The sequence below is a fragment of the Planctobacterium sp. AWM4_229 genome (assembly GCF_056160305.1).
In genome coordinates, this window is sequence record NZ_JBSWWX010000003.1 from 188467 (window position 1) to 214802 (window position 26336).

A 26336-nucleotide genomic window follows, 5' to 3' on the forward strand; every position below is an offset into this window, starting at 1 on the left:
TCAGGCAAGGAACTAAACCGTGCAATATTACTCATTTATCGCCGCTTCAGATGCAGACTTAATGTGCCTGAATGAGGCGCAGGCCCGTTCTGACATCCAGTTTACTGTGGGATTGAACTCATTAGGGGAATTGAGCACGCTGGTTAGTTTAATGGGGTCAGGACTCTCCCTTAATCTTGCTGTGAATATCGAGGGGGTTAAGGAAATTTGGGGAGTCGCAGAGCCTTTGGCGGGTACTCAAAATGAAGAACTTGCTATGCTTTATGACAAGTGGATTTCAGCCTCTGCAAGACCAGATAGCAAAAACGAGCAAGCTTGGTTTCAGCAATTTTTACAATTCGTTCCGCAGTTTAACCAAGCCCAGAACCCGTTAATCATACTTGAGCCTAAGCTGGTCAACCCTGAGTTAGCCATTAACTCAGCTGGGATTTGTTAATTCTTTAGTTCGGGCTCTTCAAACCCGCCATCAGAGGGGACTGGCCATTTTCGAGTTTGAGCTATGGCGTTGCGAATTTCCTGATGCACAAAGTGCCCATTTGTACCGTTTGTTAAAATGACAACCCCGCGACCTGTTTCTGGGTGTCCTTCAATCCAGGCGCGATAACTGTTATTCGCACCACCATGATGAAACACAAAACTGTCGCCTTCGCCATTGATGCGAGGTCCTAAACCATGCCAACTGTTTTGTTCACGACTCAACATATCTTTGGTTAATGCTTGAGATAAAAAACCGTTTTCAGATTGATAGCTGTTGTTAATGGCGACAACCAATTTAGCGAGATCAGAAGCACTGGTCCAAAGGCCTGAAGCGGCCATCTCTGGCATTGCCTCATAGCCTCTGGGCAGGGCAACTGGTTTGCCATTGTCATTATGAGCAAATGCTACGTTGCTAATTGATTCGGGGAGTGAATTTTCAAAAGTACTCCTGCTCATCTCAAGTGGTCTAAACAATTTGTCTTTTGCCAGTGACACATAATTGGTCTTGGTGATCGTACTTGCTACAAGTTGACTGACGGTGATGCCACCACCAGAGTAGTCCATGGTGCTACCCGGTGAGAATCTGACTCGAACAGCACGGTGTCTGGCAGGGGCTTTGCCATTCAACGTATCCAGCACATCTGGCAGAGCTTCGCCGGGTAGAAAGTCAGGAAATCCGTGTACATTGAACCCCGCCGTATGGGAAAGGATATGGCGCAGCGTTACGGGTTGTTTGCGGGTGTATCTTGAATCCGGTACTTTCCAGCTGTTGAGGTAGCTATTGACATCGGCATCAAGCTTTAGCGTTCCTTCATCAACTAATTTTAAAAGCAGGGTAGCATTGGCAACCTTGCTCACTGAACCAACCGAAAACAAGGTGTTTTCATTTACCGGAGAGGCCGATAGAGCGGACTTATGCCCATAGCCTTTAGCATAAACAACCTGATTGTTTTCGATAATGGCCAGTGCAACTCCGGGGACATTATGAGCTTGTAATCGTTCAGCAATGCTCCAGGTTTGTGGGTGCTCTTTACCCCATTCATAGCGATTAATCAGCGCTTGCTCAAAGCTCGCCAGGTTTTTGGAGGGGGAAACATAATCAGGAGCTTGCTGTGCGGCTGGAGCCCCGGAAAACATTAACAGCACTGAGGTTGCAAGTAGTATGGATTTATTCATTGTTGAAAAGCATTGCCGTTGCGGTATTTCAATAGCTTATCTCCAATGTGTTTTTTTCCTGACCTTTAAAGTGTTACAAAGCGTTGGCATTGATTTTAAGAAGAATGTGGGCTGGCATCCAATTTGAAAATACTCTACTGTGACAATAACCAACGAAAGAGAACGGTGATGAAGAAAGTAAAGAACGAAAAAGAACTGTTGAAAAAAGCCGTTGTAGTGGGGGAGACCTATGCCAAAAAGCGTGGTTATAACACTTTCACCAACACAACGTCTGCAGATGAAAAAATAGAAGCCATTTACCGCTTATTAGTGAACGACAAGCTCATTATTCCGCTTGCAGAAGACAAGGAGAATGGCCTTAATATGAAACATCGTTTGGTGATGTGGATCGCCAATCAGTTACCCAAAGATCACCCATTGCTGAATTAACCTATGACAGAACGGATCGGGATTTTTGTGGATGTGCAAAACATCTATTACACCACCAGGCAGGTATTTCATCAGCACTTTGACTACAACGAGCTTTGGCGTCTTATTGCAACTGATAAGGATGTGGCGGTTGCGAATGCTTATGCAATAGCCAGTCATCAGGATAAACAAAAGCAATTTCACAACATTCTTCGAGGGATTGGCTTCAAGGTTAAACTCAAACCCTTTATAACTCGTGCTGACGGCTCGGCAAAAGGCGATTGGGATGTGGGCATTACTATTGATGTGATGGAAACTGCAAAACAGTGCGATAGGGTTTTCCTGCTTACAGGAGATGGAGATTTTGAACTGTTGGTGAGAAAGCTTCAGGAAGACTTTAACGTTCCGGTTACTGTTGTCTCTGTCGCTAAACTGACCGCCAATAACCTCATCGAGTGTGCAGATAGCCACATTGCGATAGAGCAACCGTTGTTGATACAAAAGAAGAAGTATTAGTTGCCCCAACACTGAATAAATCTGTACTGTAAAGTTCGCTGCTATCTAAAACTAAATTTGCCTGCTAAGGTTTCTATCATAGTGAGCAACAGTTGAATCATCATGGCATTTATCATTAACTCCGCACGCAAGGATTTAGGCGGCTTTTCCGTCTCGCGTATCATCCCCAACATCAATCAGCGTTCAGTTGGGCCTTTTGTTTTTGTGGATCACATGGGACCCGCTGAGTTTCCTGCAGGGAAGGGCATTAATGTACGCCCGCACCCTCATATTGGCTTGGCGACCATTAGTTACTTGATGGAAGGTAGTATGTTGCACAGGGATAGTTTAGGCAGTATACAGGAAATACACCCCGGCGATGTGAACTGGATGACTGCGGGAAAAGGCATTGTGCACTCAGAGCGAGAAACCATTGAAACACGAGGTAAAGACCATGTTCTGAATGGATTGCAGTGTTGGGTGGCACTACCGGAAGAAAAAACCGACATGGAGCCCAGTTTTTTGCACATTAACCGCGCTGAGTTGCCTTATATTCACCGGGAAAAATTATTAATGCGGTAAATCGCGGGTGAAGCCTATAACTACACTTCACCAGTTAAAACCTATTCCTCTATGTTTTACCTTGATGCGATAACAGAAGCGGGCGCTGTTGTGGAAAGACCTTGCGGAGTATCTGAAACGGCTTGCTATGTCATTTCTGGCTCTGTAAAAATTGGTGAAGATAGCTTCAGCGCTGGCCAATTTGTGATGCTTGAGGACGAGCAATCTATTGAGACTATTGATAATAGCCGCTATTTTCTTTTAGGTGGCAAAAAGCTGCAGAAGCAACCTATTCTGCGCTGGAATTTCCTGGCTTATTCCGAAGATAAAATCAAAGAAGCTGAGTTGCGCTGGAAAGAGGGGCGATTCCCATCAATTCCCGGCGATGATGTTGAGTTTATTCCGTTACCGTAAGACATATTTGAGAAAGGTGTTGTTCAAACCAGGGCAAAAAAGCCCTGGTTTTGTTTTAACCATTTACTGGCGTTTCGATACAGGCTTGCTATTATCTTGCTATCAGCTAAATGCTTTTAGCGTGTAATGAAAACCACCCTTTGGATTCAAGCAATACGTGCCCAATGCGATAAATGAATAAGCCTTCTCATAAAAACCTTTGGATTATCTGTTTTTGCCTGATGTTGACGGTTGTCAACTATGTTCATGCTGAAACTGTAATTAAAGTTGCTTTGGCACAGCTCCCTGATGTTGAAAAGCACCCCAAAGAAAGATTGCTGGTGGAACTTCTCGAAGCGATAGATAAGCGGTCTGTAAACATAAGCATAGAAATACTGGAGATGCCGTTTGCCCGGACTTTTGTGGAGCTAGCTCGTGGCCAGGTAGACGCACAATTGCCTGTAATGTATGACCCAATCGATGCATTGGGAGCAACTGATTATTTGAAGCAATTTGGTATTAAGCTGGACGACTTTGCCTATACTGATGAGAATTTGTTTAAGACCCATTTTGTTATTGTTTCCAGAGAGGATGTAGAGATCACACCTGAAAGTGCCTTAGAATTTGAAGTCGCGACAGATGTGTCCCATGTCGCGTTTTTTAAACATCAGTTTCAGGGAACTCACAGTATGAAAGCTACGATCGCTATGGTTCAGAGAGGAGTGCTTGATGGTTATCTATTTGATAGCAATAAAGTGAGTCAGGTAGTGCGTGAGCTGGATTTTGTTGATCATCGCTTAAATTCTTATGCTTTTTATGACGTTCGATTCATGGTTCGCAATGATGAAAACGGGACAAAAGTAAAACAATTGCTGGATCAGGCCATCTTCGGATTAAAACAGTCTGGTGAGTTTGACCAGGTGATGCATGACCTGATCAGTGAGCACGGCTATTAATCCAGACAGGCCATGGACGAATCTAATTTAATCAAAATTTCCAATACGGTTTACATCAACCTTAATGAACTTGAGTTTTCAGCTATCAGGGCGCAAGGTAGTGGTGGTCAGAACGTTAATAAAGTATCTAGCGCAATTCATTTGCGCTTTGATATTAATGCTTCTGGTTTGCCGGAAAGGTTGAAGCAGACACTATTGAATAGCAGGGATAGTCGCATCACCAGTGATGGGGTGTTGATTATCAAAGCTCAGCAATTTCGCACTCAGGAGAAAAATAAAGCTGACGCGATAGAACGCCTCGCGGAATTAGTTCAAAAGGCCAATATTATTCCCAAGACGCGTAAAGCCACTAAGCCCACAAAAGCTTCACAAAGGCGCAGAGTAGACGCGAAAAAACAAGCTGGTAAAAACAAGCTATTAAGAAAAAAAATAACGGATTATTAACCCATGCGATTGCATTTAAACTTTGAAACAGTGGCGTCGGTGTGCGCCATCATCACCTCAGTCATTGCCCTCTTTGTGGCTTGGGATCAGTCGGTGGTTATGAGAGCACAGCAGCACGCCAGTGTTTGGCCTATTGTTATTTCGGATGCCACCATCAGTCAGAATGAGACGCAAAACTACATTGAGTTTAATGTCAGTAATGTTGGTGTTGGACCGGCAATCATTCGCGATTCGAAACTGTATTTTAATGACAAACTTGTGGAGCATTTTAGTACTTTTCAGGAGCAGGTGTTTGTGGGCAGTCAAAAAGAATCACTGTCGGGCATGTTTGCCAGTTTTAATGGCGTTCTTGGGGCTGGAGAGAGCAAAACGGCGCTAAAACTTTGGTGGTCACGTAACGAAGTCAGTGATGCTGATTTTGTAGCAATGGTGGAGCAGTTTGTGGCCTCAGATAGCCAGTTTGCCATTGAACAATGTTATTGCTCGGTTTTCGAACGCTGTTTTATATCAACAAATGAAGAGGCGCTTGGGCCGAAGGAAGTGTCCTCTTGTCAAGTTGGTAAAGATGAGCCAGTGGATGTGATAAAGGCAACAATGCAACAATAAAACAGGCAGTGATGAATAACGACAATATTTTCAGGAAGTGTATTTGTGTTTTAATCGCTCTATATCCTGCAAAATGAGTCTGAATTCCTGACCCACAGGAGTCAGAAACCAGGCGGCACCTGGACCACCTTGAGAGGTATTATTGAGCCGCTGCACAATGGCAAATTTTATCATTTTGTCCAGGCTGGCCTGTAATTCATCTTCTGGCAGGTGGTTCAAGGAGCGTTTGATTTTGTCCCGGGTATTTTCTCCCTCATGCAACAAGGTCATGATGGGCAGTATATGGGGTGAGCCAATACAATCTTTCACCAATTCGATAAAGGCGTGGTCGTCTAATGTTTGGCTTTGATGGTTGGTTAAACTTTCCACCTGCGGATAGATTCCATAAAAAGCGATAGTTAAAATATAGTGCAACCAGCAGCAGACGCCAAAGTTGTTGTTAAAACGCGACGAGCCAGATAGATGAATAACCCGGAATCGACATTGACAGAACCCGTTGATAGCCCATGCATACGCCAGTGTTGTCTGGATGAGCAGGATATTTGTGTGGGCTGTAAACGCTCTATTCAGGAAATACTTGAATGGTCACAAGCAAGCAATTTGCGCAAGTTGGAAATACTGGATAATTGTTGCAACAGAGCCATTCGTGATGAGAAAGGAAACTGATAGCTGTTCAGAATCTGTTCGTTACCTGCTATTATCCGCGCCCTTAAAAAGCAATCGTCTTCAGTTTTAGTGCAATCAAATAGCGAATCCACACACAATCAATCCGCCATCGGAAATGTTTACCTGGCACCCATGGAAGGTGTCGTAGACCATTTGATGCGGGACATGCTGACTCAAATCGGTGGCTTTGATCTGTGTGTCACTGAATTTGTGCGCATAGTCGATGCCTTGTTACCTGAAAAAGTCTTCGTGAGAACTTGTCCTGAGCTGAATAACAATGGCTTAACACCTGCAGGTACGCCTGTTCGGGTGCAATTGTTAGGGCAAAACCCTGAAGCTTTAGCGGCAAACGCAGTGCGTGCTATTGAGTTGGGGTCTCACGGTATTGATCTCAATTTTGGCTGCCCGGCCAAAACGGTTAATAAAAGTCGTGGTGGAGCGGTGTTATTAAAGGACACCGAAGCCCTTTATCACATTTTAAGCGCCGTTCGCTCAGCCGTTCCTCAGCCTCATATTGTCAGTGCCAAGATGCGTTTAGGCTTTGATGATAAAGCATTAGCTATCGATAATGCATTAGCATTGCAAGAGGGCGGGGCCGATGTGTTGGTGGTACACGCTCGCACTAAAAAAGAAGGTTATAATCCGCCGGCTTATTGGGATTGGATTGCACGTATTAAAGAGCACATTAAAATTCCTGTGGTGGCTAACGGGGAAATATGGAATCACAGCGATGCGCAGGCTTGTGCAGCACAATCCGGCTGTACAGATCTGATGATTGGACGCGGAGCACTGGCTCATCCGAAACTGGCACGGGTTATCAAACAAAACGAAGCTGACATGTCTTGGCGGGAAATGCTGCAGCTGCTGATCCAATACAGTGGCTACGAACTCTATGGTACTAAAGGTAAATACTATCCCAATCGGGTTAAACAATGGTTGCGTTATCTACAAATTCACTTCCCTGAAGCACAAGAAATGTTTAAAACCGTTAGAGGCTTGCAGTCTTCTGATGAAATTGTGCGCCATCTCACTTCTATACAAGGGGAAATCCAGAAAAACACACCTTGTACCCCTGCTTTAATGTAAATAAATACTGATCTGATTTGTTATTTTGTGCGTTCAGGTTGTATCTTTAAACCTGACATTCTGTTTGATGCAGTGCACCCCTTGTACTTTATCCAACAGCTTTCTATGAAGCCCTCTAAAATGGGCGTTTCAGGTTTGAGATTTGGTAAGTGCGCTGCGGACGATTGCGTTGTGCATCCGCGCCAAAACAAATCAATGAAAATTAAAACAAACACAAGAAGAGCATCTATGACTAAACCCAACACCGAGCGACTCTTCGGTGGCAGTTTCAAGCACCTTTCAGTGCTGGCGCTGTCAGTTAGTCTGGCATGTAATGCCTGGGCTGATGATCACGAAGAGAAATCTGAAGAACAATCCCCTTACGTCGAAATTAATACAAATCCTTTCCCAAGCACTTACAAGCCTGCCGACAGTGGCACGGTTTTGATCACTAACGTGACCTTGTTGGATGGTGTCGGCGGACGTATGGACAATGCCTCTGTACTCATTGAAAACGGCGATATTAAGCAAGTGGGTAATAGTATTTCCGCTTCTGAGGCAACTGTTATCGATGGTAGCGGCAAATGGCTAACACCAGGTATCATTGATAACCACAGCCACTTGGGGGTGTATCCGACACCCGACGTAGACTCTCATGCTGATGGCAATGAGATGACTAAACCTGTCACCGCCGAAGTTTGGGCTGAGCACTCAGTTTGGCCGCAAGATCCGGGTTTTTCAGCAGCATTGGCGGGTGGCGTTACGACCCTGCAAATTTTGCCCGGTTCCGCGAACCTGGTAGGTGGACGTGCTGTAACACTTAAAAACGTGCCTAATCGCACCGTTCAGGATATGAAGTTCCCGGATGCCCCCTATGGTATGAAAATGGCCTGTGGTGAAAATCCCAAGCGGGTTTATGGTGGCAAAGGTGGCCCGATGACGCGTATGGGCAATGTAGCCGGTTACCGCAAAGAATGGATAGCGGCTACAGAATACAAGGAGAAATGGGATAAATACAAAGCTGAATACGCTGAGGGTAAAAACCCAACTGCTCCGGGGCGAGACTTAAAATTAGAGACCTTAATGGGCGTACTCAACGGTGAAATCCTGGTGCACATGCATTGTTATCGCGCTGATGAGATGGCGGTAATGATGGATGTGATGAAAGAGTTTGATTACCAGATCACCAGCTTCCATCACGCGGTAGAGGGCTACAAAATTGCTGACCTGCTGGCTGAAAATAATGTTTGTGCCTCCATGTGGGCCGACTGGTGGGGTTTCAAAATGGAAGCCTACGATGGCATTCTGGAGAACATTCCCATGGTAGCGAATGCGGGTGGGTGTGCCATCGTGCATTCAGATTCTGATTTAGGAATACAGCGTCTTAATCAGGAAGCGGCTAAAGCGTTGAGTGATGGTCAAAAAGCCGGTCTTAACTTCACTAAAGCGCAAGCTTGGGAATGGTTATCTGCCAATCCTGCGCGTTCTTTGGGGGTGTTCGACCAAACTGGTTCCATTGAACCTGGCAAAGACGCTGATGTCGTGCTTTGGAGTGGTGACCCGTTCTCCACCTATAGTCACGCCGAGCAGGTATACATTGACGGTGTAAAAGTCTATGAAAAAGGCAACGATGCCCTGTGGCCGGTCACGGATTTTGAGTTAGATCAGCCTGGTGAGGGAGAACTATAATGAAAAAATTAAACAAAATCGCTTTAGCTCTCGCAACCGCAGCCAGTTTTTCTGTGCCACAAGTGTGGGCCGACAACATTGCCATCGTAGGAGGCACGGCTTTTACCATGGGTGAGCAGGGCAAAGTAGAAAATGCCACTATCTTGATTGAAGGTGACGTGATCAAGTCGGTGAAATCAGGTGGCAGTGTGCCTTCGGGATACAAAACTATCGATGCCAACGGCAAATGGGTTACACCAGGTATTATAGGTGCTTACACCTCACTGGGTTTAGTGGAAGTGGAGTATTCAGCCGGGATATCTGATTACACGGCTAAGCTCGAAGACAGCGGATATTTAGGCACGCAAATCGAGACAAAATACGCAGTTAACCCTGATTCCAGTTTGATGAATCTGACTCGTATAGAGGGAGTGACCAGTGCTATCAGCGTTATGGCCGATACGGATACCTTGTTTCAAGGGCAGGGCGCGTTTATTAGCCTGGGAGACAAAGTAAACCCCATTGTCAAAGGCAATGCCGTCATGACCTTAGACCTTACCGGTTCGAAAGTAGATGACAGTGTCGGTTCTCGGGCTGTGCTTTGGCCTAAACTGGTTTCTGTGCTAAACGAAGCCGCCAGTCTGAAAGGCAAAACCTTGCGTAAAAAAGACGACTGGGATGGTGACTTGTCAAAAACCGAGGTTAACGCACTTGTTCCGGTTATGAAAGGCGATATGCCGCTGCTCATTACCGTAAATCGCACAATTGATATCCGTCATGTGGTGCACTTGAAACAAAAATTCAAAGATTTGAGTATTGTGCTGGTGCAGGCCACTGAAGCCTGGCGCGTTGCTGACGAGCTCGCTGCTCACGATATCGCTGTACTGCTTAAGCCAGAATCCAATCTTCCCTACGACTTTGATGAGTTAGGGGCCACCTTATCCAATGCCGCAAGACTTGACGCTGCAGGGGTTAAAGTGGTTATTGGCATGGACACTCACAATGCGCGTTTGGTACTACAACACGCCGGTAATGCAGTGGCTCATGGCTTACCATGGGAGAAAGGTTTGGCATCTATTACCTCGGTTGCTGCTGAAGTACTGGGTGTTTCAGCAAGCCATGGAAGCATGGAAAAAGGTAAGAGTGCCGATGTGGTTATCTGGTCTGGCGATCCGCTGGAGGTTATGAGTTACGCTGAAACCGTAGTGATTGACGGAGAAGAGATACCCATGACATCTCGTCCTTCTAAATTGCGGGATCGCTACTTAAAAATGCAAAGCGATAAAGCTTATCGCTATGTAAAACCATAACTTGAAAGAAGGCCTGTGAGAGTAGGCTTCTTGCAGCCATTGCGTAACATAGTTTATGGGGTGGCTTATACTAAAAAGGCCCGACATTATATGCCGGGCCTTTTTTAATCCTGTTGATTGTTATCGGGAGTAGCTACCAAACCCGCTAAGCATCAGACACTAATATCAACATTACCACCAACACGCTGTCCAGGCTCGGCCGGTCGACCACCTGCCTGCGCCTGTTCTGTTGTTTGCGCATTAGCTTGCTGAGATTCGTTGCTCTGCTGAGTATCTTCCTGACGCTCTGCACGCAGTGCCGCTTGCGCTTCTCGACGTTGCTCAACTTCAGCTTGGTTTTGAACTTCAGTTTGCTGAATGCTCGCCTGAAATGAAGCGGGCGAGCCACCGGAAATTGCACCCATATCGTTACCTCTGTTTCTCAAACACTACCTATTAGAACTACTATAGCTCAAAAAAAGTTCAATTTCCTGAAAAAATACTCAAGTTACTTCTTAGTTGGTCGATATAGTAGGTTAGCCGTCAATTTGAGGTAAACACAAGTGGCGCTAACCTTTCAGCCATCCAAGCCGCCAGAATCGGTTGCGCTTCGGCATTGGGGTGTAAACCATCACGCTGCATCAACTCGGGTTTGAGGGCGATATCTTCCAGGAAAAAGCTAATCATGGGCACGTCATATTGTTCGCTCAATTGGGTGTAAGCCTCTGTAAACATGCGGGTATATCTTGGGCCGTAATTAGTGGGAATACGCATTTCCTGTAAAATCACGACAATGCCTTGTTGCTTAGCTATTTGAATAATATCCGCCAAATTTTGTTTCATTTTGTTAACCGGGTAACCGCGTAAACCATCATTCGCACCCAGTTCAAGGTAAAGATGGGTGGGAGAGTGCTGTTCCAATAGCCGACCAAAGCGTTGTAAACCCCCGTCAGAAGTTTCACCACTGATAGCCGCGTTAACGATTTCAATGCCTTTGTCTTGCCAGGATTTTTGTAACAAAGCTACCCAACCTTGCTCTTGTTTCAGGTTGTAGGCTGCACTTAAGCTATCCCCCAGCACTAATAACTTTAACTCGCGGGCTTGCAAGTGATCTGAAAAGACCCATAACGGTATAAGCAATAGTAGAATTTTGAGACGAAATAACACGATGAATAATGCTCCTGAATTTATGATTTCTACCCGAAATATCACCAAAAAAGTAACTACGTCGGAAGGGCCGTTGCAGATCCTTCAACCAATCAGCTTTGATGTCAAGGCGGGTGAGACTATTGCCATTGTGGGAGCGTCCGGCTCCGGTAAATCGACTTTATTGGGTTTGTTGGCTGGTTTAGATGAGGTTAGTACTGGAGAAATTTACCTGGATGGTGCGGCTTTACACGAGCTAGACGAGGAGCGGCGCGCACGTTTACGCGGTGAAAAGGTGGGCTTCATCTTTCAGTCTTTTATGTTGGTACAAAGCTTAACGGCGCTGGAAAATATTATGTTACCGGCTGAGATCGCCGGCCTGGACAATCCTGCTCAACTGGCTAATGAGCTGTTAGAGAAAGTAGGGCTTAGCCATCGAGGTAATCATTTTCCCAATCAGCTTTCCGGAGGAGAGCAACAGCGGGTGGCCATCGCCCGTGCCTTTATCACCCAACCCAAGATATTGTTTGCCGATGAGCCAACCGGGAACCTGGACGCCGCTAATGGTGAACGGGTAGAAAAGTTGTTATTTGAGCTTAATGAATCGGCACATACGACATTGGTACTGGTAACCCATGACAGTGAATTGGCTGATAAATGCGAACGACAGCTGTTAATGCACGCCGGTGAGCTGACAGAAAACGGCAAAAACGAGCCTGTCAAACCGGCTGGTGATAAACCGCAGCTCAAAGCGATCTAGAGGGAGTCAGCTATGTGGTTTAATCTTGCCTGGCGATTATTTCGCCATGAAATGCGTCGCGGTGAACTCACCATCATTCTGGCGGCAATCGTGCTTTCTGTCGCTGCGGTTATGTCGCTATCTTTATTCAGCGAGCGTCTGCAGACCGCCTTGGTGGAAAGAAGCTCGCAATTTATTGCCGCTGACAGAGTTGTGGGTGGCCGAAATCCACTACCGCAAGAGTGGCGTCAGAAAGCCATTGAGTTAGAACTGAATACGGCACAAACAACCTACTTGCAATCCATGGTATTTGCTAACGACACCATGACGTTAGCGGACATCCGAGCGGTAAATGAAAACTATCCTTTAAAGGGGGATATTAAGGTAACGGATGTCCCATTTGGTTTGGGTGAAATCATTAAGGATGTACCAGGAAAAGGTGAAACCTGGGTTGAGTCTCAAGTTTTCCAAACGTTAGGATTGTCTATCGGTGACGTATTGGAGGTGGGGGACAAGCCTTTCACCATCACCAGAGTGCTATCCGAGGTGCCTGATGCGGGTTTTTCCATCTTCAATAGCAACCCTAAAGTGATGATCCTGCAAGAGGAACTTGAGGGTACCGGGATATTAGGTGAAGGCAGTCGCGCCTGGTACGATTTATATCTAACCGGTGATTCTGATGCCTTGAGTGACTATGCCGACTGGTTGTTACCGCTGATGGATAGCGATTTGCACTACACCCGCTCCATTGAAGATGACGACTCTTGGGTGGGAAGTCGCGTTAAACGGGCAGAACAATATTTTCTTCTTGCCAGTTTGCTAGCGATAGTCCTGGCATCAGTGGCCATTGCGGTGGCTGCGCAGCGTTATTCGCAGCGTCATTACGATCCGGTCGCTATCATGAAAACTTTGGGTGCCAGTCGTAAAATGGTGCAACAGGTATTTTTACTGCAAATAATCTTCATTACTGTGTTGGGCATTATTATCGGCGGTGCACTGGGCTATGGTATTCAGGCGGCGGTTGCCTCAGCCATCCAAGAGCGCGTCGCTGTCTCCCTGCAAAGCTGGTATTGGGGACCGGTGTGGATTGCCATATTTACCGGTGTGGTGTGCGCTTTGTTGTTCTCCTTGTACCCTTTGCTCAAGCTGTTTTCAGTACCTCCGTTGCGGGTATTACGCAAAGACTTAGGGGCCAATATGAGCTCTCGAGTTATACAGTTTTTAGCGGCGGGCGGCGCTATCTTTGCGCTAATGTGGGCTTACAGTCAGAACCTTAAGATTTCAGCGATTCTGTTCGTTTCCGGTATCGTTCTAGTGGCAGCGTTATTAGTGGTGACTTATGGTTTGATTTGGCTGGGACGGCGCCTGGGCAAAGGGCGCATGGGTGCCTGGCAATTGGCGTGGGCACGAATTCAGCGACGTTCTATGGACAACAGCGTGCAGCTTATCAGTTTTTCTGTGACCATCATGCTACTCCTGGTGGTGTTGGTAATGCGCAACGACATGATCCAACAATGGCGAGATCAACTCCCGGAAGGCACGCCCAATTACTTTATGGCGAATATTACCGAAGCACAAAAGCCTGTGATGGAAGCGCACTTTGCCGAACGCAGTGTGCAAACCGAAACCTTTTATCCGGTGGTGCGAGCCCGTTTTGTGGCGGTAAATGGAGAGCGAGTCAATACCCAAATCACTAAAGAAGACGAAGAAACCGAGGCGCAATCTAACCGCCGCGATGCCTTTGGTCGGGAAGCTAACCTCACCTGGAGCAATCAGCTACAGTACCAGAATACAATTGTGGCAGGAGAGTGGTTTGGTGAGTACCAAGAGGGGCAACCCTACGGCATGTCGGTTGAAGCCAGAACGGCGGAGCGCATGGATTTAAACATGGGTGATGTGGTGACCTTCAATATCGGTAGCGAAGTGGTGGAAGTCACCATTACCAGTATTCGTGAGGTTAACTGGCAAACCATGCAGCCAAATTTCTTTTTTGTATTGCAGCCAGAGGCAATGGAAAACTTCCGGCCTACTTACATCACCAGTTTTAATTTGGATACTGAACGTAAAGATGAGATTGGACAGCTGATGGCGCCATTCTCAACCGTAACCTTGTTCGATGTGGATGCCCGCATCAACCAATTGCGAGAAATCGTTGACCAGGTGTCCTTGGCGGTGGAGTTCATTCTGGTACTGGTGCTAATTGCCGGAGCTTTGGTATTGATAGCGCAAGTGCAAGCCAGTATGGACGAGCGACAACAGGAACTGGCTATTCTAAGGACATTGGGGGCTAAAGGATTGTTGATACGCGCCAGTGTGGTATTGGAATTCATCATCATTGGTGTAGTAGCCGGAGTCATGGCTGCTTTGGCAAATGAACTCACACTGTATTTGTTGCAATCACAAATCTTTGAAATGAAAGGCTCATTGCATTATGAATACTGGGTAATTGCCCCGGTAGTGGGTGCTGCCGTTGTGGGTATTTTGGGGGCAATCAGCTGTTGGCGATTATTGTCACTTAATACCAGTCAGCTGTTGCGCAACATGGTTTAGTCTTGTTTACGTGAACTGTAATACCCGCGCTGGCCAGCTGTCAGCCCGGGTGTTACCTCACTTCAGTTAGGCGGACTTTAGTGAATGCCACATCAGAAAAACAATTGGAATTGAGAATAATTGCTCTGTATTTCTAACCTGCATTCAGAAAATCAGCCAGCGCTTGAGGTTCGTAGTCAAAACCAAACTCCGAACATTTCTGCTGCACCAGCTTCAGGTCTGTGGTTTGAAATACATTGAGTCCATCCGGACTAATATGCTCCTTAGATATCTGCATCGATAGGGCTTGTGGGTCGCCATAATGAAATTCCAGTTTATAACCCAGTGTTATGGCTTTTAGGTCATTGTCAGCAATTATCTTTAGTGCCTGAGGTGTGCCCAACTGCCACTGACGTAAATCAACAAATCCCGCAAAGTTTGCCTGCCAACGCGAAAGATACTCATCTATCTTTCCTACATAGCGAGTGGCGACTTGTTCACTCCATGCGCCCGATGGCCGTATCATCAGCAGTTGTTTGTTCTCTTCGATTTGGAATGAACCTTTACGCACTTGGGGCCTTCGCTATTTCCTCTATCCGTCTACTATTCTATGATTTACGTGAACACAGGACAATGAATAATCTGTGCTTATGTCGTTATACAAGACGGGTTTTTGTCGCTATTAAAAGCAATTACTGAGCGTTTCTGAATGCGCTTGGTGTGAGCCCTGTTGATTTTTTAAATGCCGTATTGAATGTGGATTTTGAGTTAAATCCCACTTCATAAGCAATTTGAGTCACTTGTTTCTCCGTATCAGACAGCAGTAGTTTGGCAGCTTCAATTCGGTAGCCATTGACGAAGTGAAAGAAATTGGTGTTGATGAATTGCGAAAGTGTTTCTGAAATATGATTTTCACTCACCGATATCGCTTCAGATAGTTTCTTGAGGGATAAGTCTTCTTCCATAAATAATTGCTCATGCAACATCACGCTCTTAAGTGCCATAGCAATCTCTTGCATTTTTTCAGGTTGCAGTTGCGGTTTTCTATTGGCTTTATTGCTTGCCTTCCCTTTTTCTGTCTCGCTCAGTACCGGTTGTCTCACCGCGTAGTGCGCAAAAAACAACAGGATCACTGCTTCGATAAGGGGGATAACAATCCCTGAACCTGTCCATTTATAACCAAAAAAGCTGAGAGTATATTCTGTGGCAAACAACAACCATGCAGCCCCCCAGAGTAATAACACTACTTTGAACCAATCCATTGAACGCTTTTCGATGGAAGAATAGCGTTCCATTAACTGCAATCGATGTTGAGCATGCAGGCGAATGGTTAGCCAGAAATAGGCACCAGTGAACAAAACAAATACCAACATAGTGGCTATGCACGTGTAGATTGCAATCTTCCATAGTGCCGGGTCTCGAGTTGCCGGGTCTGCTAATGCCAGCTTTTCTTCAGATGTAATACCAAACAGGAACGGTAGCATAATTAATATCACTACCAGCGGTCCGGAAAGTGCAAAAAAATAGGTTTTAACGGGAGGTTTTTTATCTGGCGACATAGTGGCAAAGGCGTACAGATAAAGTGCAGGGCCAAGCAACATGCGAACCGGAAACTGTAAACCTGCCAGTGCCGGAGCATACTGATAGAAGCCAGAGTAGATATAGAGTTCACCCAGGATATGAACAAGTAAAAAGGTTAACAGTGCTTGTAGGTAAACAGTTTGGCGTTTTCTGACTTTGTTGGTGTTTTCCAATAGCGCAAACAAAACAATGCCCAACATGCAGGAATAGATCACCGTGGGCGCGACACTAACAGCCATAATTACTTTACCAATTCTAATTAACGGCGAAATGGTAATATTCGCTGGTTAAAAAGTAAAAGTGATTAGCGAGCAAAATAGGGATTTAAAAGGGCAAACATGACTGATTTGATTAAATGTTGCCCGTTAGCCCGGTAAGGAATATTTACACGCTACTCTCACCCAAAAATGCTTCTTTGAGTATTCTCAAACGTTGATCAAATACCTGTTTTCTCACCTTAAAATCTGGATCATGTACCCGGCTATTGAGCAGTTTCGATGCGAGTTTTTCGTCATCGCCAAATTGCACTACAAAATAGACGGAAAAGTCCCTTATCCACACGTCGGGATGATGTTGTGCTGCCCAGCTGAACATTTCCAATGTCTCTTGTCCTTGTCCCGGCATCCAAGCCAAGGTATAGGGGATGTAATTATTGGTTTGCTCTTTTGCTGAAACTATTAACGCCTCAAACAAGGCATTTTGAACCTCTGATAATGAGGGTTCAATTTCTTCGTAAAACTTAATGCGCTTTTCCCTGAAGTCACTGGTCTCATCATGCGTTAATCTAATGTTTAAATCAGCAAATGCCAGTGCTATGCGAATTCGCACTCTCTTATCTGGGTGGGTAAATAGAGCCAATAATTGATTTGAAGCGTTATCGCTTTGCAAAAGCTCTAAGACATAGCTTTTAACGGGCTCTATGTTAGTGGTCATATTTTCTGAACTATGTTCATTAAATATGGCTGTATGAGCAGTCGATGAGGATATACCTGATTCGGGCGCTCTATTTTTTATCCTTTGAGAATGCTCTTCGATAAAGACCGGAGGAGGGCTGAATACAATAGGACTGGCGTTCAAACCCGCCAATGAATAAACCAGAAAAGCAGCAATAACCGTTAACATCACAAAACATGAGATTACAATCTTCTTAATTTTTGAGTCCAAAGTCATGGCATTTTTCCTTGATTGTGCTTTTGAATTTTTGGAGAAAAATTTCTCCAATACCCAAAGCTAATACCTTGCTTCAGAAAAATACTGATTTAATTGTGATGTTTTGCTGAATTCGTTGTGATTAGCGTCATGGCCTGTTATGACTCGGATATCTGTGCCCTCCATATAATCGGACATTGTTGCTAAATCTCCGAGCCATACCGGCTTGTTGTTTGTCAAAAACGCAACCTTAATGCTTCACACAAAAACCGCATAAATGGTTGAGTGGTTCCAAGCAGTCTGGCAACTCTTTCAGGTAAATTGGAATCCAAAATAAAGCTTTCAGGCAATTCTGCCACAGCAATAAAGTCTTTGCGTTTTATCTCTTCAATCAAAGGCAAGTCTTTGTCATACCCTTTGGGGGGACGAGTCAGCTTGTTCCCTTGCAATTCGAAGTGCTGCAACATGGGCTGGTGATTAATGGCATCTTCATAGGGGCCAGGCTTGGCCACCATTAAGTCGCGAATGTTTTTAAGGGCATCGGAAGCGGGAGCCCAAGCGCCAGCGGCTAAAAATACCTGTCCTGGTTCGATATGCAGATAAAAGCCCGGCGCGTGAACGTCCTTTCCAATCTCATGACGAAACTGAATACCGACATTGGTTTTGTATGGGGATTTATCCTTTGAAAAGCGCACATCGCGGTAAACCCGCATTAGTGATCCCCCCACCTTTTTGGGCACGGCTTCGTAATGAGGAGATAACAGTTTTATCCAGCTTTCCATCTCCGTAATGAAGGCCAGTGCGGGTGAGCGTACCGAGTCTTCGTATTCTTGTTTGTGATCGTTAAACCAGTCTTTATTATTATTCGCTTTAAGTTTTTCTAGAAACTGAAAGATGGAAGGCTCAAAGTTTTGGAAACTCATTGGGGCTTACTCCGTTAAAGGCCTGATTTTAGTATTTGTGTCTTGATAGACCGGTAATTGACAGTATTTTTGCGGAGATTTCCTCGATAGAAAAGTGAGTACTGTTTAAAAACGGAATTTTTTCTTTTCGATACAGGTTTTCTACTTCACGTATTTCCATTCGACATTGCTGCATTGAGGCGTATTTGCTATTGGCCTTGCGCTCTGAACGTATTTGATGCAGACGTTCAGGAGAAATGGTTAAACCAAATAATTTATTTTTGTAGGGGCGAAGAGCAGAAGGTAGTTTTAAAATGTCGCCCATGTCGTCTTCCGTAAAAGGATAATTAGCGGCTTTGATGCCGTATTGTAGTGCCAGGTATAAGCTGGTGGGGGTTTTACCGGAACGAGATACTCCCACTAATACAATGTCGGCTTTTCCGTACTCTTTTAAATTAGTACCGTCATCATTGGCCAGCGCATAGTTCACGGCATCAATACGGATATCGTAGGTTTTTTCGTGAATACTATGGGTGCGATGCTTTTCCGGTTTAGACGGCACTCCCAAGGTTTTTTCCAGTGGCGCAATATATTGATCGAGAAAGTTATAGTGAATGCCTTCTGATGTGGAAATTATCTCCCTGACTTCCTTGTTTACGATGGTGTAAAACACCAAGGGCCTTTCTCCAGTTCGTTGAAAAATTTCGGAAATTTTACGTACGGTGTCATGGGCTTCTTGTTCAGTTTCAACAAAAGGCACTGTGACATGATCGAACTGGATGGGGAACAAAGACAGTAAAGCATGGCCGAAAACCTCAGAAGTAATGGCCGTGCCGTCAGAAATGTAAAAAGCAGTACGCATAGGGTCAAATTCCAGAATGTAGTAATATTATTACGAAATCAAATAAGATTTTATTTTTTATAACTAAAGCTCTACAATGCCCGTCCCATAAGGGCAGCGGTAACATTTGGTCGGTCATATTTCAGCGTTAAACGGCGAAATTTGCAAATAATGACAAGCAAACCTCAAGCTCGAATTAATTCAAAAATTGGTCTAGTTTTTTATTATTTTAGTTAATTGTTAATCGGGAGAGTCGGTAGTGCAAGATTACATTCTTTGGTATGAAGAATTAGGTATGAATGATGTGGGGCGTGTCGGTGGTAAAAACGCCTCTCTGGGAGAGATGATCTCCAATCTTGCCAATGCTGGCGTTCAGGTACCCGGTGGCTTTGCCACAACGGCGTTTGCCTTCAATGAATTTCTTGAGCAGAGCGGGTTGAATGATCGCATTCACGACACTTTGGATGCCTTAGATGTCGATGATGTTGATGCATTGGCCAAAACCGGGGCGGAAATTCGTCAATGGATTATCGATACACCCTTCCAGCCTGTATTAGAAGAGGCAATTAAAACGGCATTTGATAAAATTCAGTCGGCTTTTGAATCGGACGCATCCTTTGCCGTGCGTTCTTCTGCCACGGCAGAAGACATGCCTGACGCGTCATTCGCAGGCCAGCAAGAAACCTTTTTGAATGTTAAAGGCTACGATAATGTGTTGGTGGCTATAAAACACGTTTTTGCATCGCTGTTCAACGACCGCGCTATTTCTTATCGAGTTCACCAAGGTTATGACCATAAAGGTGTTGCTTTGTCTGCGGGTATTCAGCGCATGGTGCGCAGTGACCAAGCGTCTTCGGGCGTTATGTTCAGTATCGATACTGAGTCTGGTTTCGAAAACGTCGTGTTTATCACTTCCTCATACGGCTTAGGTGAAATGGTCGTACAAGGCGCTGTTAACCCCGATGAGTTCTACGTACACAAAGAGCTATTGGGCAAAGGCTATCCATCGGTGCTGCGCCGCAATTTGGGTAGCAAGCTAACCAAGATGATTTACTCTTCTGATACGGAACACGGCAAACAGGTTGAAATCGTTGACGTAGCTGAACAAGACAGCAAACAGTTTTCATTAACCGATGAAGAAGTGATGGAGCTTGCTAAACAAGCTCTGATCATCGAGCAGCACTATCAACGTCCGATGGACATAGAATGGGCCAAAGACGGACTAGACGGTAAATTATACATTGTTCAGGCGCGTCCAGAGACCGTGCGCAGTCGAGAAGACTCACAAACCATTGAGCGCTTCCAGCTCAAAGGCAATGCCAATATCTTGTGTGAAGGCCGCGCAATTGGTCACAAAATCGGTGCCGGTACGGCCAAAGTGTTGGGCTCTATTGAAGAAATGAATCAGATCCAGCAAGGGGACGTTTTGGTAACAGACATGACCGACCCTGACTGGGAACCCATAATGAAAAAAGCCTCTGCGATTGTAACTAATCGCGGTGGACGTACTTGCCACGCAGCGATTATTGCCCGTGAGCTGGGTATTCCTGCGGTGGTTGGTTGTGGTAATGCCACAGACTCTATCAGCGATGGCGACAAGGTAACCGTTTCTTGCGCTGAAGGGGATACCGGCTATATCTACGGCGATGAGTTGGAATTTGACGTGCAGACCTCTCGCATCGATCAGATGCCGGAAGCACCAATGAAAGTCATGATGAACGTCGGCAATCCGGATCGGGCCTTCGACTTCGCGCGCTTACCCAATCACGGTGTGGGTTTAGCGCGTCTTGAATTCATCATCAATCGCATGATTGGCATCCATCCTAAGGCGTTATTGAACTTTGATAGCCAAACTGAAGAGTTAAAAGCGGAAATCACAGACATGATTTCCGGCTATGCTTCTCCTACTGAGTTCTACATTGAGCGTTTGGTGGAAGGTATTGCCACAATTGCTGGTGCGTTTTATCCGCAAAAAGTCATTGTTCGCATGTCTGACTTCAAATCCAATGAGTACTTCAACCTGGTGGGCGGTCATCAATACGAACCCGATGAGGAAAATCCAATGCTGGGTTTCCGCGGTGCCAGCCGTTATGTGTCTGAAGACTTCCGTGATTGCTTTGCGCTGGAGTGTGAAGCCATCAAGCGGGTGCGCAATAAGATGGGACTCACCAATGTTGAAATCATGATCCCATTTGTTCGTACCCTGGAAGAAGGACAGCAAGTTATTGACTTGTTGGCCGAGCAAGGTTTGCCTAAAGGTGATAATGGCTTGCGCGTGATCATGATGTGTGAATTGCCTTCAAACGCACTGCTGGCGGACCAGTTCCTGGAAATTTTCGATGGTTTCTCCATCGGCTCTAACGATATGACTCAGTTGACGCTGGGTCTGGATAGAGACTCAGGCTTGATTGCTCACTTATTTGATGAGCGTGACCCGGCGGTTAAAGCTATGCTAGGTATGGCCATTAAAGCGGCTAAAGCAAAAGGTAAGTACGTAGGGATCTGTGGCCAAGGGCCTTCGGATCATGAAGATCTGGCAGCCTGGCTGGTAGAGCAGGGCATTGATAGTGTTTCACTTAACCCTGATACGGTAGTTGAAACCTGGTTGTATGTAGCCGAACATCTCAACTAAGTTGATTGTCCGAAAATAAAAAAGGAGCTGAATAGCTCCTTTTTTGTAGGTTTGACGCAAGTTAAAATATTATTACCGGGAATAGCGACGCTTGCTTACGGCTGCATCGAGTTTTCTGGCGCCCCAAGCCATCATCCTTTGGCTTTTCTTCAACCATTTCCTGGCCAGAGGAAAATCAAAACTGAGCATAAATAATCCGGCTACCAGAAACAGTATTGAACCTGGCAAAATGGCGAAAACGATACCGATAAAAACGCCAATCACTCCTAGCGTAACTCTGGTGGGTTTATTGAACATAACAGCACTCCCCCTGGGATTTTGATTAAACTATAACGCTTTGTCTTAATTGGCCCAAATTTGCTCTGTTACAAAAGGTGTCGATTGATCGAACAATGCGATATAACGGTATAAAAACAGCAGTAAATCATTATAATCAGCGCATCTAAATTTTGCGCAACTCAATACGCTGGAGCCTATGTTACCCCTCGTCGACAGTCAGCAATCCATCCTTCAGGAATATCAGGAATTTTTAGCTCAACTTAAACCTGCCGGTTACAAAGGGGATATTGAAACCCAATATTCTTCTCGTCTGGCTGTTGCCACGGACAATTCCATTTATCAGCGCTTACCTCAGGCTGTTTTGCATCCTCGCAGTACTGAAGATTTGCAGGTTATTGGCTCCCTTGCTGCCAAACACACTCAAGTTAAGTTTTCCCCCCGTGGTGGTGGCACAGGTACCAATGGACAGAGTCTGACTCAGGGGATCGTGGTGGACTTGTCCCGTCACATGAATAAGGTATTGGAAGTTAATGCTGAAGAGGGTTGGGTTAGAGTGCAAACCGGGGTGGTAAAAGACCAGCTCAATGATGCGCTAAGACCTCATGGTTTCTTCTTTGCGCCAGATTTATCCACCAGTAATCGCGCCACCATAGGTGGCATGATCAACACCGATGCGTCCGGCCAAGGATCGCTGGTGTATGGTAAAACCAGTGATCATGTTTTGGGACTGACTTCTGTGCTTATTGATGGCACTGTCCTTGAAACAACTCCTGTGGCTGCTAATGAGTCTCAGTCCACCCGTTACCAATCCATTATTGAACAGCTCAAAGCCAGCTGTATCGATAAACGCGAACAAATTCTGGCTAAATTTCCTCGCTTAAACCGTTTTCTTACGGGCTATGACCTTGAGCACGCGGTTTCTGAAGACTTGGCCACCATTGATGTGAGTCGCATTCTAGCCGGCTCCGAGGGGTCGCTAGCTTTCATTACTGAAGCCAAATTAAATGTAACGCCCATTCCAAAAAACAAAGTACTAATCAATATTAAGTATGACTCTTTCGAATCAGCACTGCGTCACGCGCCTTCAATGGTGGCGGCTCAGGCCACATCGGTAGAAACTGTTGACAGTAAGGTGCTAAATCTGGCGAAAGCCGATATCGTCTGGCATTCGGTAAGTGATTTGATCAGTGACGTTCCGGGTAAAACCATCGATGGCTTGAATATCGTCGAATACAATGACGATTCGCGTGAAGATATAGAGAACAAAATAGCAGGTTTAAAAGCCATGCTAGATACCCAGATAAAAAACAGCGAAGCGGGTGTTATTGGTTATCAGATCACAGAAGACCTTTCCGCGATTGGCAAAATTTACGGCATGCGCAAAAAAGCCGTAGGTTTATTAGGTAAAGCTAAAGGGTGGGAAAAACCCATTGCATTTGCCGAAGATACCGCGGTACCACCGGAAAATCTTGCTGATTTTATTATGGAGTTTCGCGCACTGTTAGATGCCAAAAATTTGCACTATGGCATGTTTGGCCATGTGGATGCCGGCGTGTTACACGTGCGCCCCGCATTGGATATGTGCGATCCGAAACAAGCTGAAACCATGCAGCAAATTTCTGATGAAGTTGTAGCGCTGGTGGCTAAATACGGTGGCTTGATGTGGGGTGAACACGGCAAAGGTTATCGCAGTGAATATGGCCCGGCGTTTTTCGGTGAGGAATTGTTTACTGAATTGAGGAAAATCAAGACGGTTTTCGATCCCCACAATCAAATGAATCCTGGGAAAATCTGTACGCCTCTGCAATCGGATGAATCTTTGGTTAAGGTGTCTGATGTTAAGCGAGGCGATTTTGACCGACAGATAGCCATCGAAGTGCGAGATAGCTTTGCGCCAGCCTTAAGTTGTAACGGTAATGGCTTGTGCTTTAATTATGATTCTAAAAGCCCTATGTGTCCTTCATCCAAGGTTACGCGGGATCGCCGGCACTCGCCAAAAGGACGTGCCGGCATGCTCAGAGAGTGGTTGCGTTTGTTGAGTGAGCAGGGCAGTGATGTTGCGCAATTAGAGAGTGCGCAGCGACAACCGTTTTTTACCCGGTTGAAAAACTCCTTCTCGATTCAGCGGGAGACAGACTTCTCAGAAGAAGTCTTTGACGTCATGGATCATTGCCTGGCATGTAAGGCCTGTACCAATCAGTGTCCGGTGAATGTCGATGTCCCCACCTTCAGAGCGCGCTTTTTATCTATCTATTATCAACGCTACAATCGTCCGTTAAAAGACTTGTTGGTGGCGAACATTGAGAAAATGGCGCCATTGATGGCGAAATTTCCGACACTCCCCAACTTCTTTTTGAGACAGAGCTGGTTTAACCGCTTGTTGAAAAAGACGGTAGGCTATGTCGATTCCCCTGTGTTATCCGTGCCCACACTTGCACAGCGTATGCAAAAAGACGGACGACAAACATTCGACCTGGCACAATTGCAAAGCTTATCTGACGCTCAAAGACAGAAAACTGTACTTATTGTGCAAGACCCTTTTACCAGTTATTACGAAGCCCAGGTTGTACAAGATCTGGCTTCACTTGCCAGCCAACTTGGGTACACGCCAATATTGGTGCCATTCAAGCCCAATGGTAAGCCGCAACATGTCAAAGGTTTCCTGGATACGTTTGCTGCGACAGCTAAAGATACGGCAGGGTTTCTGAACCAACTGCAGCAACTGAACATTCCTATGGTGGGTATCGATCCGTCTCTGGTACTTTGTTATCGGGATGAATACAAAACAGTGTTAGGCGATAGCCGCGGTGATTTTCAAGTGTTATTGGTACATGAATGGCTGCAAAAAATTGCTGAAAAGCCCCAAATCAGTAAAGCCAAAGAGTACGTCCTTTTTGGTCATTGCACCGAGAAAACCATGTTGGCACAAAGTGAAAAACACTGGCAGGATATTTTTGCTGAATTCGGTCTGACACTAAACGTGGAATCGGTGGGTTGCTGTGGTATGGCGGGCACCTTTGGACACGAGGCGAAACATCTGGATGAATCCTTAAAATTGTTTGAGATGAGTTGGGCCATGCCCTTGACTAAATATCAGCCATCTCAAGTACTGGCGACAGGGTATTCATGTCGTAGTCAGGTGGCTCGAATCAAGCAGTTCAAACCAAGACATCCATTGCAGGCGTTATTAGAGCAATTACGCCATTAAACGATTATTCGTGGGAACTTTTCCAGGCGGAGGAGTTCCTACAGATGATAACAACAATAAAAGGATGTTAATAGTGACCAAAACTATAATTGCGCTTAGCCTGATTTCGCTTATCTCCGCTTGTAATGTAACTCAGGCCCCACCGTACGAAGCAGATAAAGCAGTAGAAGATCGCGACAATTATTCTGGCACCAAAGGCATGGTGCAGTACGGTAAAGATCAGAATTATCTGGCCAAAAAAGAACTGTCAGACAAGTGTGAAAGTGCTCGCATTGATTTGGCTGTCGCCATTAATGAAGGTGATGAAAAACAAGTCAAAGCACAAGAAGACATCATTCAGCGCAATTGTGTGACGCAGTAGTGAGTGAAAGGTTTTCTATTAGTCGGATAAATACTTGTTCCGGTATTTTTCGTTTGCAAGGTGAGCTGCTAAATAACGCAAACGAGCCTTATATTCACTATTTAAGTGCTGAGTTTATGGGATCTGATGGATGGCAGGCGTTAGATTTGCGATCACATCAAGCAATAGTGCTCCTCAAATCAATCCAACATCAGGTTTTGACACACTTGGCAGCACAATCAAGCAACCATTAAAAACAATTAATGGGTTAGTTCAACCCTTGACCAGGAAAAATCGCTTACCGGGCAACTCATTTTTTGCCGCGGAATACCACAATCCATAAAGACTGAACCAATCGGGTGAAATCCTTGTGATTCAAAGTGGTTTACACCGTCAAGTTCACACTGTACGTATACGTCGTCGAGGTCTTTCTCTTTGGCAATTTGCAGCAGTGCAGTGTAAAGCACATTGTATATTTCTTCGCCGCGATGGTGAGAGATGACTGCAATTCGGCCAATTTCACCCTCGGGAGTAATGCGACCAGTTGCGATGTCTGAGCCATCAGAGTCGATTATCAGTACGTGCTCCGACAATGGATCCTGCTCGTCAAATTCTGACTGGCGTGGGATTCGCCACTCACAAACAAAAACTCTATCTCGTAAGCGCTTGAGTCGTCGTTTGGAATGACGCCAGTTCACTGTTTCAATAGTGAATGCGTTCATAACTTGTTGTGTCTGTTTAATACCATTCGGTATAGGTTATTTTGCCCGGTTAGTTATTTTTGTT

Annotated in this window: 28 protein-coding genes; 17 read left to right on the top strand and 11 right to left on the bottom strand. The window is 45.4% G+C overall.

All coding sequences use genetic code 11. The features are described from left to right. Positions 1-19 precede the first annotated feature (19 nt). Entirely contained in the window at positions 20-436 is a 417-nt protein-coding gene (locus tag ACXAGP_RS07170; RefSeq protein ID WP_475260462.1) for a hypothetical protein, read from the top strand. On the opposite strand, the gene ACXAGP_RS07175 is transcribed toward ACXAGP_RS07170, so the two are convergent. Further along, positions 433-1653: a serine hydrolase domain-containing protein gene (locus tag ACXAGP_RS07175; RefSeq protein WP_475260463.1), complete on the bottom strand. Its 1221-nt coding sequence runs from the start codon at positions 1651-1653 to the stop codon at positions 433-435. The genes ACXAGP_RS07170 and ACXAGP_RS07175 overlap by 4 nt on opposite strands. A 168-nt stretch (positions 1654-1821) precedes the next feature. Between ACXAGP_RS07175 and ACXAGP_RS07180 the strand changes: the two genes are divergently transcribed. From ACXAGP_RS07180 to ACXAGP_RS07210, 7 genes are all read left to right on the top strand, one after another. Further along, on the top strand, positions 1822-2082 hold the full coding sequence (locus tag ACXAGP_RS07180) for a DUF5062 family protein (protein WP_338292166.1): 261 nt from the start codon (positions 1822-1824) through the stop codon (positions 2080-2082). A gap of 3 nt (positions 2083-2085) precedes the next feature. Then, positions 2086-2577, top strand: coding sequence for a LabA-like NYN domain-containing protein (locus ACXAGP_RS07185; RefSeq protein ID WP_475260465.1), 492 nt, complete (start codon positions 2086-2088; stop codon positions 2575-2577). A 102-nt stretch (positions 2578-2679) separates the two neighbouring features. Next, a complete protein-coding gene (locus ACXAGP_RS07190) occupies positions 2680-3138 on the top strand; it encodes a pirin family protein (RefSeq protein ID WP_475260466.1) in 459 nt (152 codons plus the stop codon). A 51-nt stretch (positions 3139-3189) separates the two neighbouring features. Next, the gene (locus ACXAGP_RS07195; RefSeq protein WP_475260468.1) at positions 3190-3531 is read left to right on the top strand and encodes a pirin-like C-terminal cupin domain-containing protein; all 342 of its coding nucleotides are present in this window, start codon (positions 3190-3192) and stop codon (positions 3529-3531) included. A gap of 173 nt (positions 3532-3704) precedes the next feature. Continuing rightward, complete coding sequence (locus ACXAGP_RS07200) at positions 3705-4466, top strand: hypothetical protein (protein ID WP_475260469.1); 762 nt, start codon at positions 3705-3707, stop codon at positions 4464-4466. Positions 4467-4478: 12 nt separating this feature from the next. After that, positions 4479-4910 (top strand): alternative ribosome rescue aminoacyl-tRNA hydrolase ArfB, encoded by a 432-nt coding sequence (gene arfB / locus ACXAGP_RS07205; protein ID WP_475260471.1) that lies wholly within the window; start codon positions 4479-4481, stop codon positions 4908-4910. A gap of 3 nt (positions 4911-4913) precedes the next feature. Further along, entirely contained in the window at positions 4914-5516 is a 603-nt protein-coding gene (locus ACXAGP_RS07210) for a hypothetical protein (RefSeq protein WP_475260472.1), read from the top strand. A gap of 30 nt (positions 5517-5546) precedes the next feature. Here the strand turns inward: ACXAGP_RS07210 and ACXAGP_RS07215 are convergent, their stop codons facing one another. Next, complete coding sequence (locus tag ACXAGP_RS07215) at positions 5547-5885, bottom strand: hypothetical protein (protein WP_475260473.1); 339 nt, start codon at positions 5883-5885, stop codon at positions 5547-5549. 114 nt (positions 5886-5999) lie between these two features. Between ACXAGP_RS07215 and ACXAGP_RS07220 the strand changes: the two genes are divergently transcribed. The 4 genes from ACXAGP_RS07220 to ACXAGP_RS07235 all read left to right on the top strand — a co-directional run bounded on the left by ACXAGP_RS07220 (position 6000) and on the right by ACXAGP_RS07235 (position 10225). Further along, on the top strand, positions 6000-6182 hold the full coding sequence (locus tag ACXAGP_RS07220) for a DUF1289 domain-containing protein (protein WP_475260475.1): 183 nt from the start codon (positions 6000-6002) through the stop codon (positions 6180-6182). A 132-nt stretch (positions 6183-6314) separates the two neighbouring features. Continuing rightward, complete coding sequence (locus ACXAGP_RS07225; RefSeq protein WP_475260948.1) at positions 6315-7268, top strand: tRNA-dihydrouridine synthase; 954 nt, start codon at positions 6315-6317, stop codon at positions 7266-7268. Between the two features lie 228 nt (positions 7269-7496). Then, positions 7497-8936 (top strand): amidohydrolase, encoded by a 1440-nt coding sequence (locus ACXAGP_RS07230; RefSeq protein ID WP_475260476.1) that lies wholly within the window; start codon positions 7497-7499, stop codon positions 8934-8936. Next, positions 8936-10225, top strand: coding sequence for an amidohydrolase family protein (locus ACXAGP_RS07235; RefSeq protein ID WP_475260478.1), 1290 nt, complete (start codon positions 8936-8938; stop codon positions 10223-10225). The genes ACXAGP_RS07230 and ACXAGP_RS07235 overlap by 1 nt, the downstream gene beginning before the upstream one ends. 152 nt (positions 10226-10377) lie before the next feature. On the opposite strand, the gene ACXAGP_RS07240 is transcribed toward ACXAGP_RS07235, so the two are convergent. Both ACXAGP_RS07240 and ACXAGP_RS07245 read right to left on the bottom strand, forming a co-directional pair. Beyond that, complete coding sequence (locus ACXAGP_RS07240) at positions 10378-10629, bottom strand: hypothetical protein (protein WP_475260479.1); 252 nt, start codon at positions 10627-10629, stop codon at positions 10378-10380. Positions 10630-10747: 118 nt separating this feature from the next. Then, positions 10748-11371, bottom strand: coding sequence for an arylesterase (locus ACXAGP_RS07245; RefSeq protein WP_475260480.1), 624 nt, complete (start codon positions 11369-11371; stop codon positions 10748-10750). A 22-nt stretch (positions 11372-11393) separates the two neighbouring features. Between ACXAGP_RS07245 and ACXAGP_RS07250 the strand changes: the two genes are divergently transcribed. Both ACXAGP_RS07250 and ACXAGP_RS07255 read left to right on the top strand, forming a co-directional pair. Further along, positions 11394-12110 carry an ABC transporter ATP-binding protein gene (locus ACXAGP_RS07250; protein WP_475260949.1) on the top strand — a complete coding sequence of 239 codons (717 nt, stop codon included), beginning with the start codon at positions 11394-11396 and terminating at the stop codon, positions 12108-12110. Positions 12111-12122: 12 nt separating this feature from the next. Then, positions 12123-14639: an ABC transporter permease gene (locus ACXAGP_RS07255; RefSeq protein ID WP_475260481.1), complete on the top strand. Its 2517-nt coding sequence runs from the start codon at positions 12123-12125 to the stop codon at positions 14637-14639. A 133-nt stretch (positions 14640-14772) separates the two neighbouring features. Here the strand turns inward: ACXAGP_RS07255 and ACXAGP_RS07260 are convergent, their stop codons facing one another. From ACXAGP_RS07260 to ppsR, 5 genes are all read right to left on the bottom strand, one after another. Continuing rightward, on the bottom strand, positions 14773-15189 hold the full coding sequence (locus ACXAGP_RS07260; RefSeq protein ID WP_475260483.1) for a hypothetical protein: 417 nt from the start codon (positions 15187-15189) through the stop codon (positions 14773-14775). Between the two features lie 121 nt (positions 15190-15310). Further along, complete coding sequence (locus ACXAGP_RS07265) at positions 15311-16438, bottom strand: helix-turn-helix domain-containing protein (RefSeq protein ID WP_475260485.1); 1128 nt, start codon at positions 16436-16438, stop codon at positions 15311-15313. 145 nt (positions 16439-16583) lie between these two features. Then, entirely contained in the window at positions 16584-17369 is a 786-nt protein-coding gene (locus ACXAGP_RS07270) for a hypothetical protein (protein ID WP_475260486.1), read from the bottom strand. Positions 17370-17584: 215 nt separating this feature from the next. Further along, positions 17585-18271: a DUF2461 domain-containing protein gene (locus ACXAGP_RS07275; protein ID WP_475260487.1), complete on the bottom strand. Its 687-nt coding sequence runs from the start codon at positions 18269-18271 to the stop codon at positions 17585-17587. Positions 18272-18299: 28 nt separating this feature from the next. Continuing rightward, on the bottom strand, positions 18300-19112 hold the full coding sequence (gene ppsR, locus ACXAGP_RS07280; protein ID WP_475260488.1) for a posphoenolpyruvate synthetase regulatory kinase/phosphorylase PpsR: 813 nt from the start codon (positions 19110-19112) through the stop codon (positions 18300-18302). 238 nt (positions 19113-19350) lie between these two features. Here ppsR and ppsA point away from each other — a divergent pair, with 238 nt between their 5' ends. Continuing rightward, complete coding sequence (gene ppsA, locus ACXAGP_RS07285) at positions 19351-21723, top strand: phosphoenolpyruvate synthase (RefSeq protein ID WP_475260489.1); 2373 nt, start codon at positions 19351-19353, stop codon at positions 21721-21723. 72 nt (positions 21724-21795) lie between these two features. Here ppsA and ACXAGP_RS07290 read toward each other — a convergent pair whose 3' ends face one another. Next, on the bottom strand, positions 21796-22020 hold the full coding sequence (locus ACXAGP_RS07290) for a PGPGW domain-containing protein (RefSeq protein WP_475260490.1): 225 nt from the start codon (positions 22018-22020) through the stop codon (positions 21796-21798). Positions 22021-22198: 178 nt separating this feature from the next. Between ACXAGP_RS07290 and ydiJ the strand changes: the two genes are divergently transcribed. Next, positions 22199-25210, top strand: a complete 3012-nt coding sequence (gene ydiJ / locus ACXAGP_RS07295; protein ID WP_475260491.1) for a D-2-hydroxyglutarate dehydrogenase YdiJ — start codon at positions 22199-22201, stop codon at positions 25208-25210. A gap of 73 nt (positions 25211-25283) precedes the next feature. Beyond that, entirely contained in the window at positions 25284-25571 is a 288-nt protein-coding gene (locus ACXAGP_RS07300) for a hypothetical protein (protein WP_475260492.1), read from the top strand. A gap of 239 nt (positions 25572-25810) precedes the next feature. Here the strand turns inward: ACXAGP_RS07300 and ACXAGP_RS07305 are convergent, their stop codons facing one another. Continuing rightward, on the bottom strand, positions 25811-26272 hold the full coding sequence (locus ACXAGP_RS07305; protein ID WP_338292186.1) for a GNAT family N-acetyltransferase: 462 nt from the start codon (positions 26270-26272) through the stop codon (positions 25811-25813). Positions 26273-26336 lie beyond the last annotated feature (64 nt).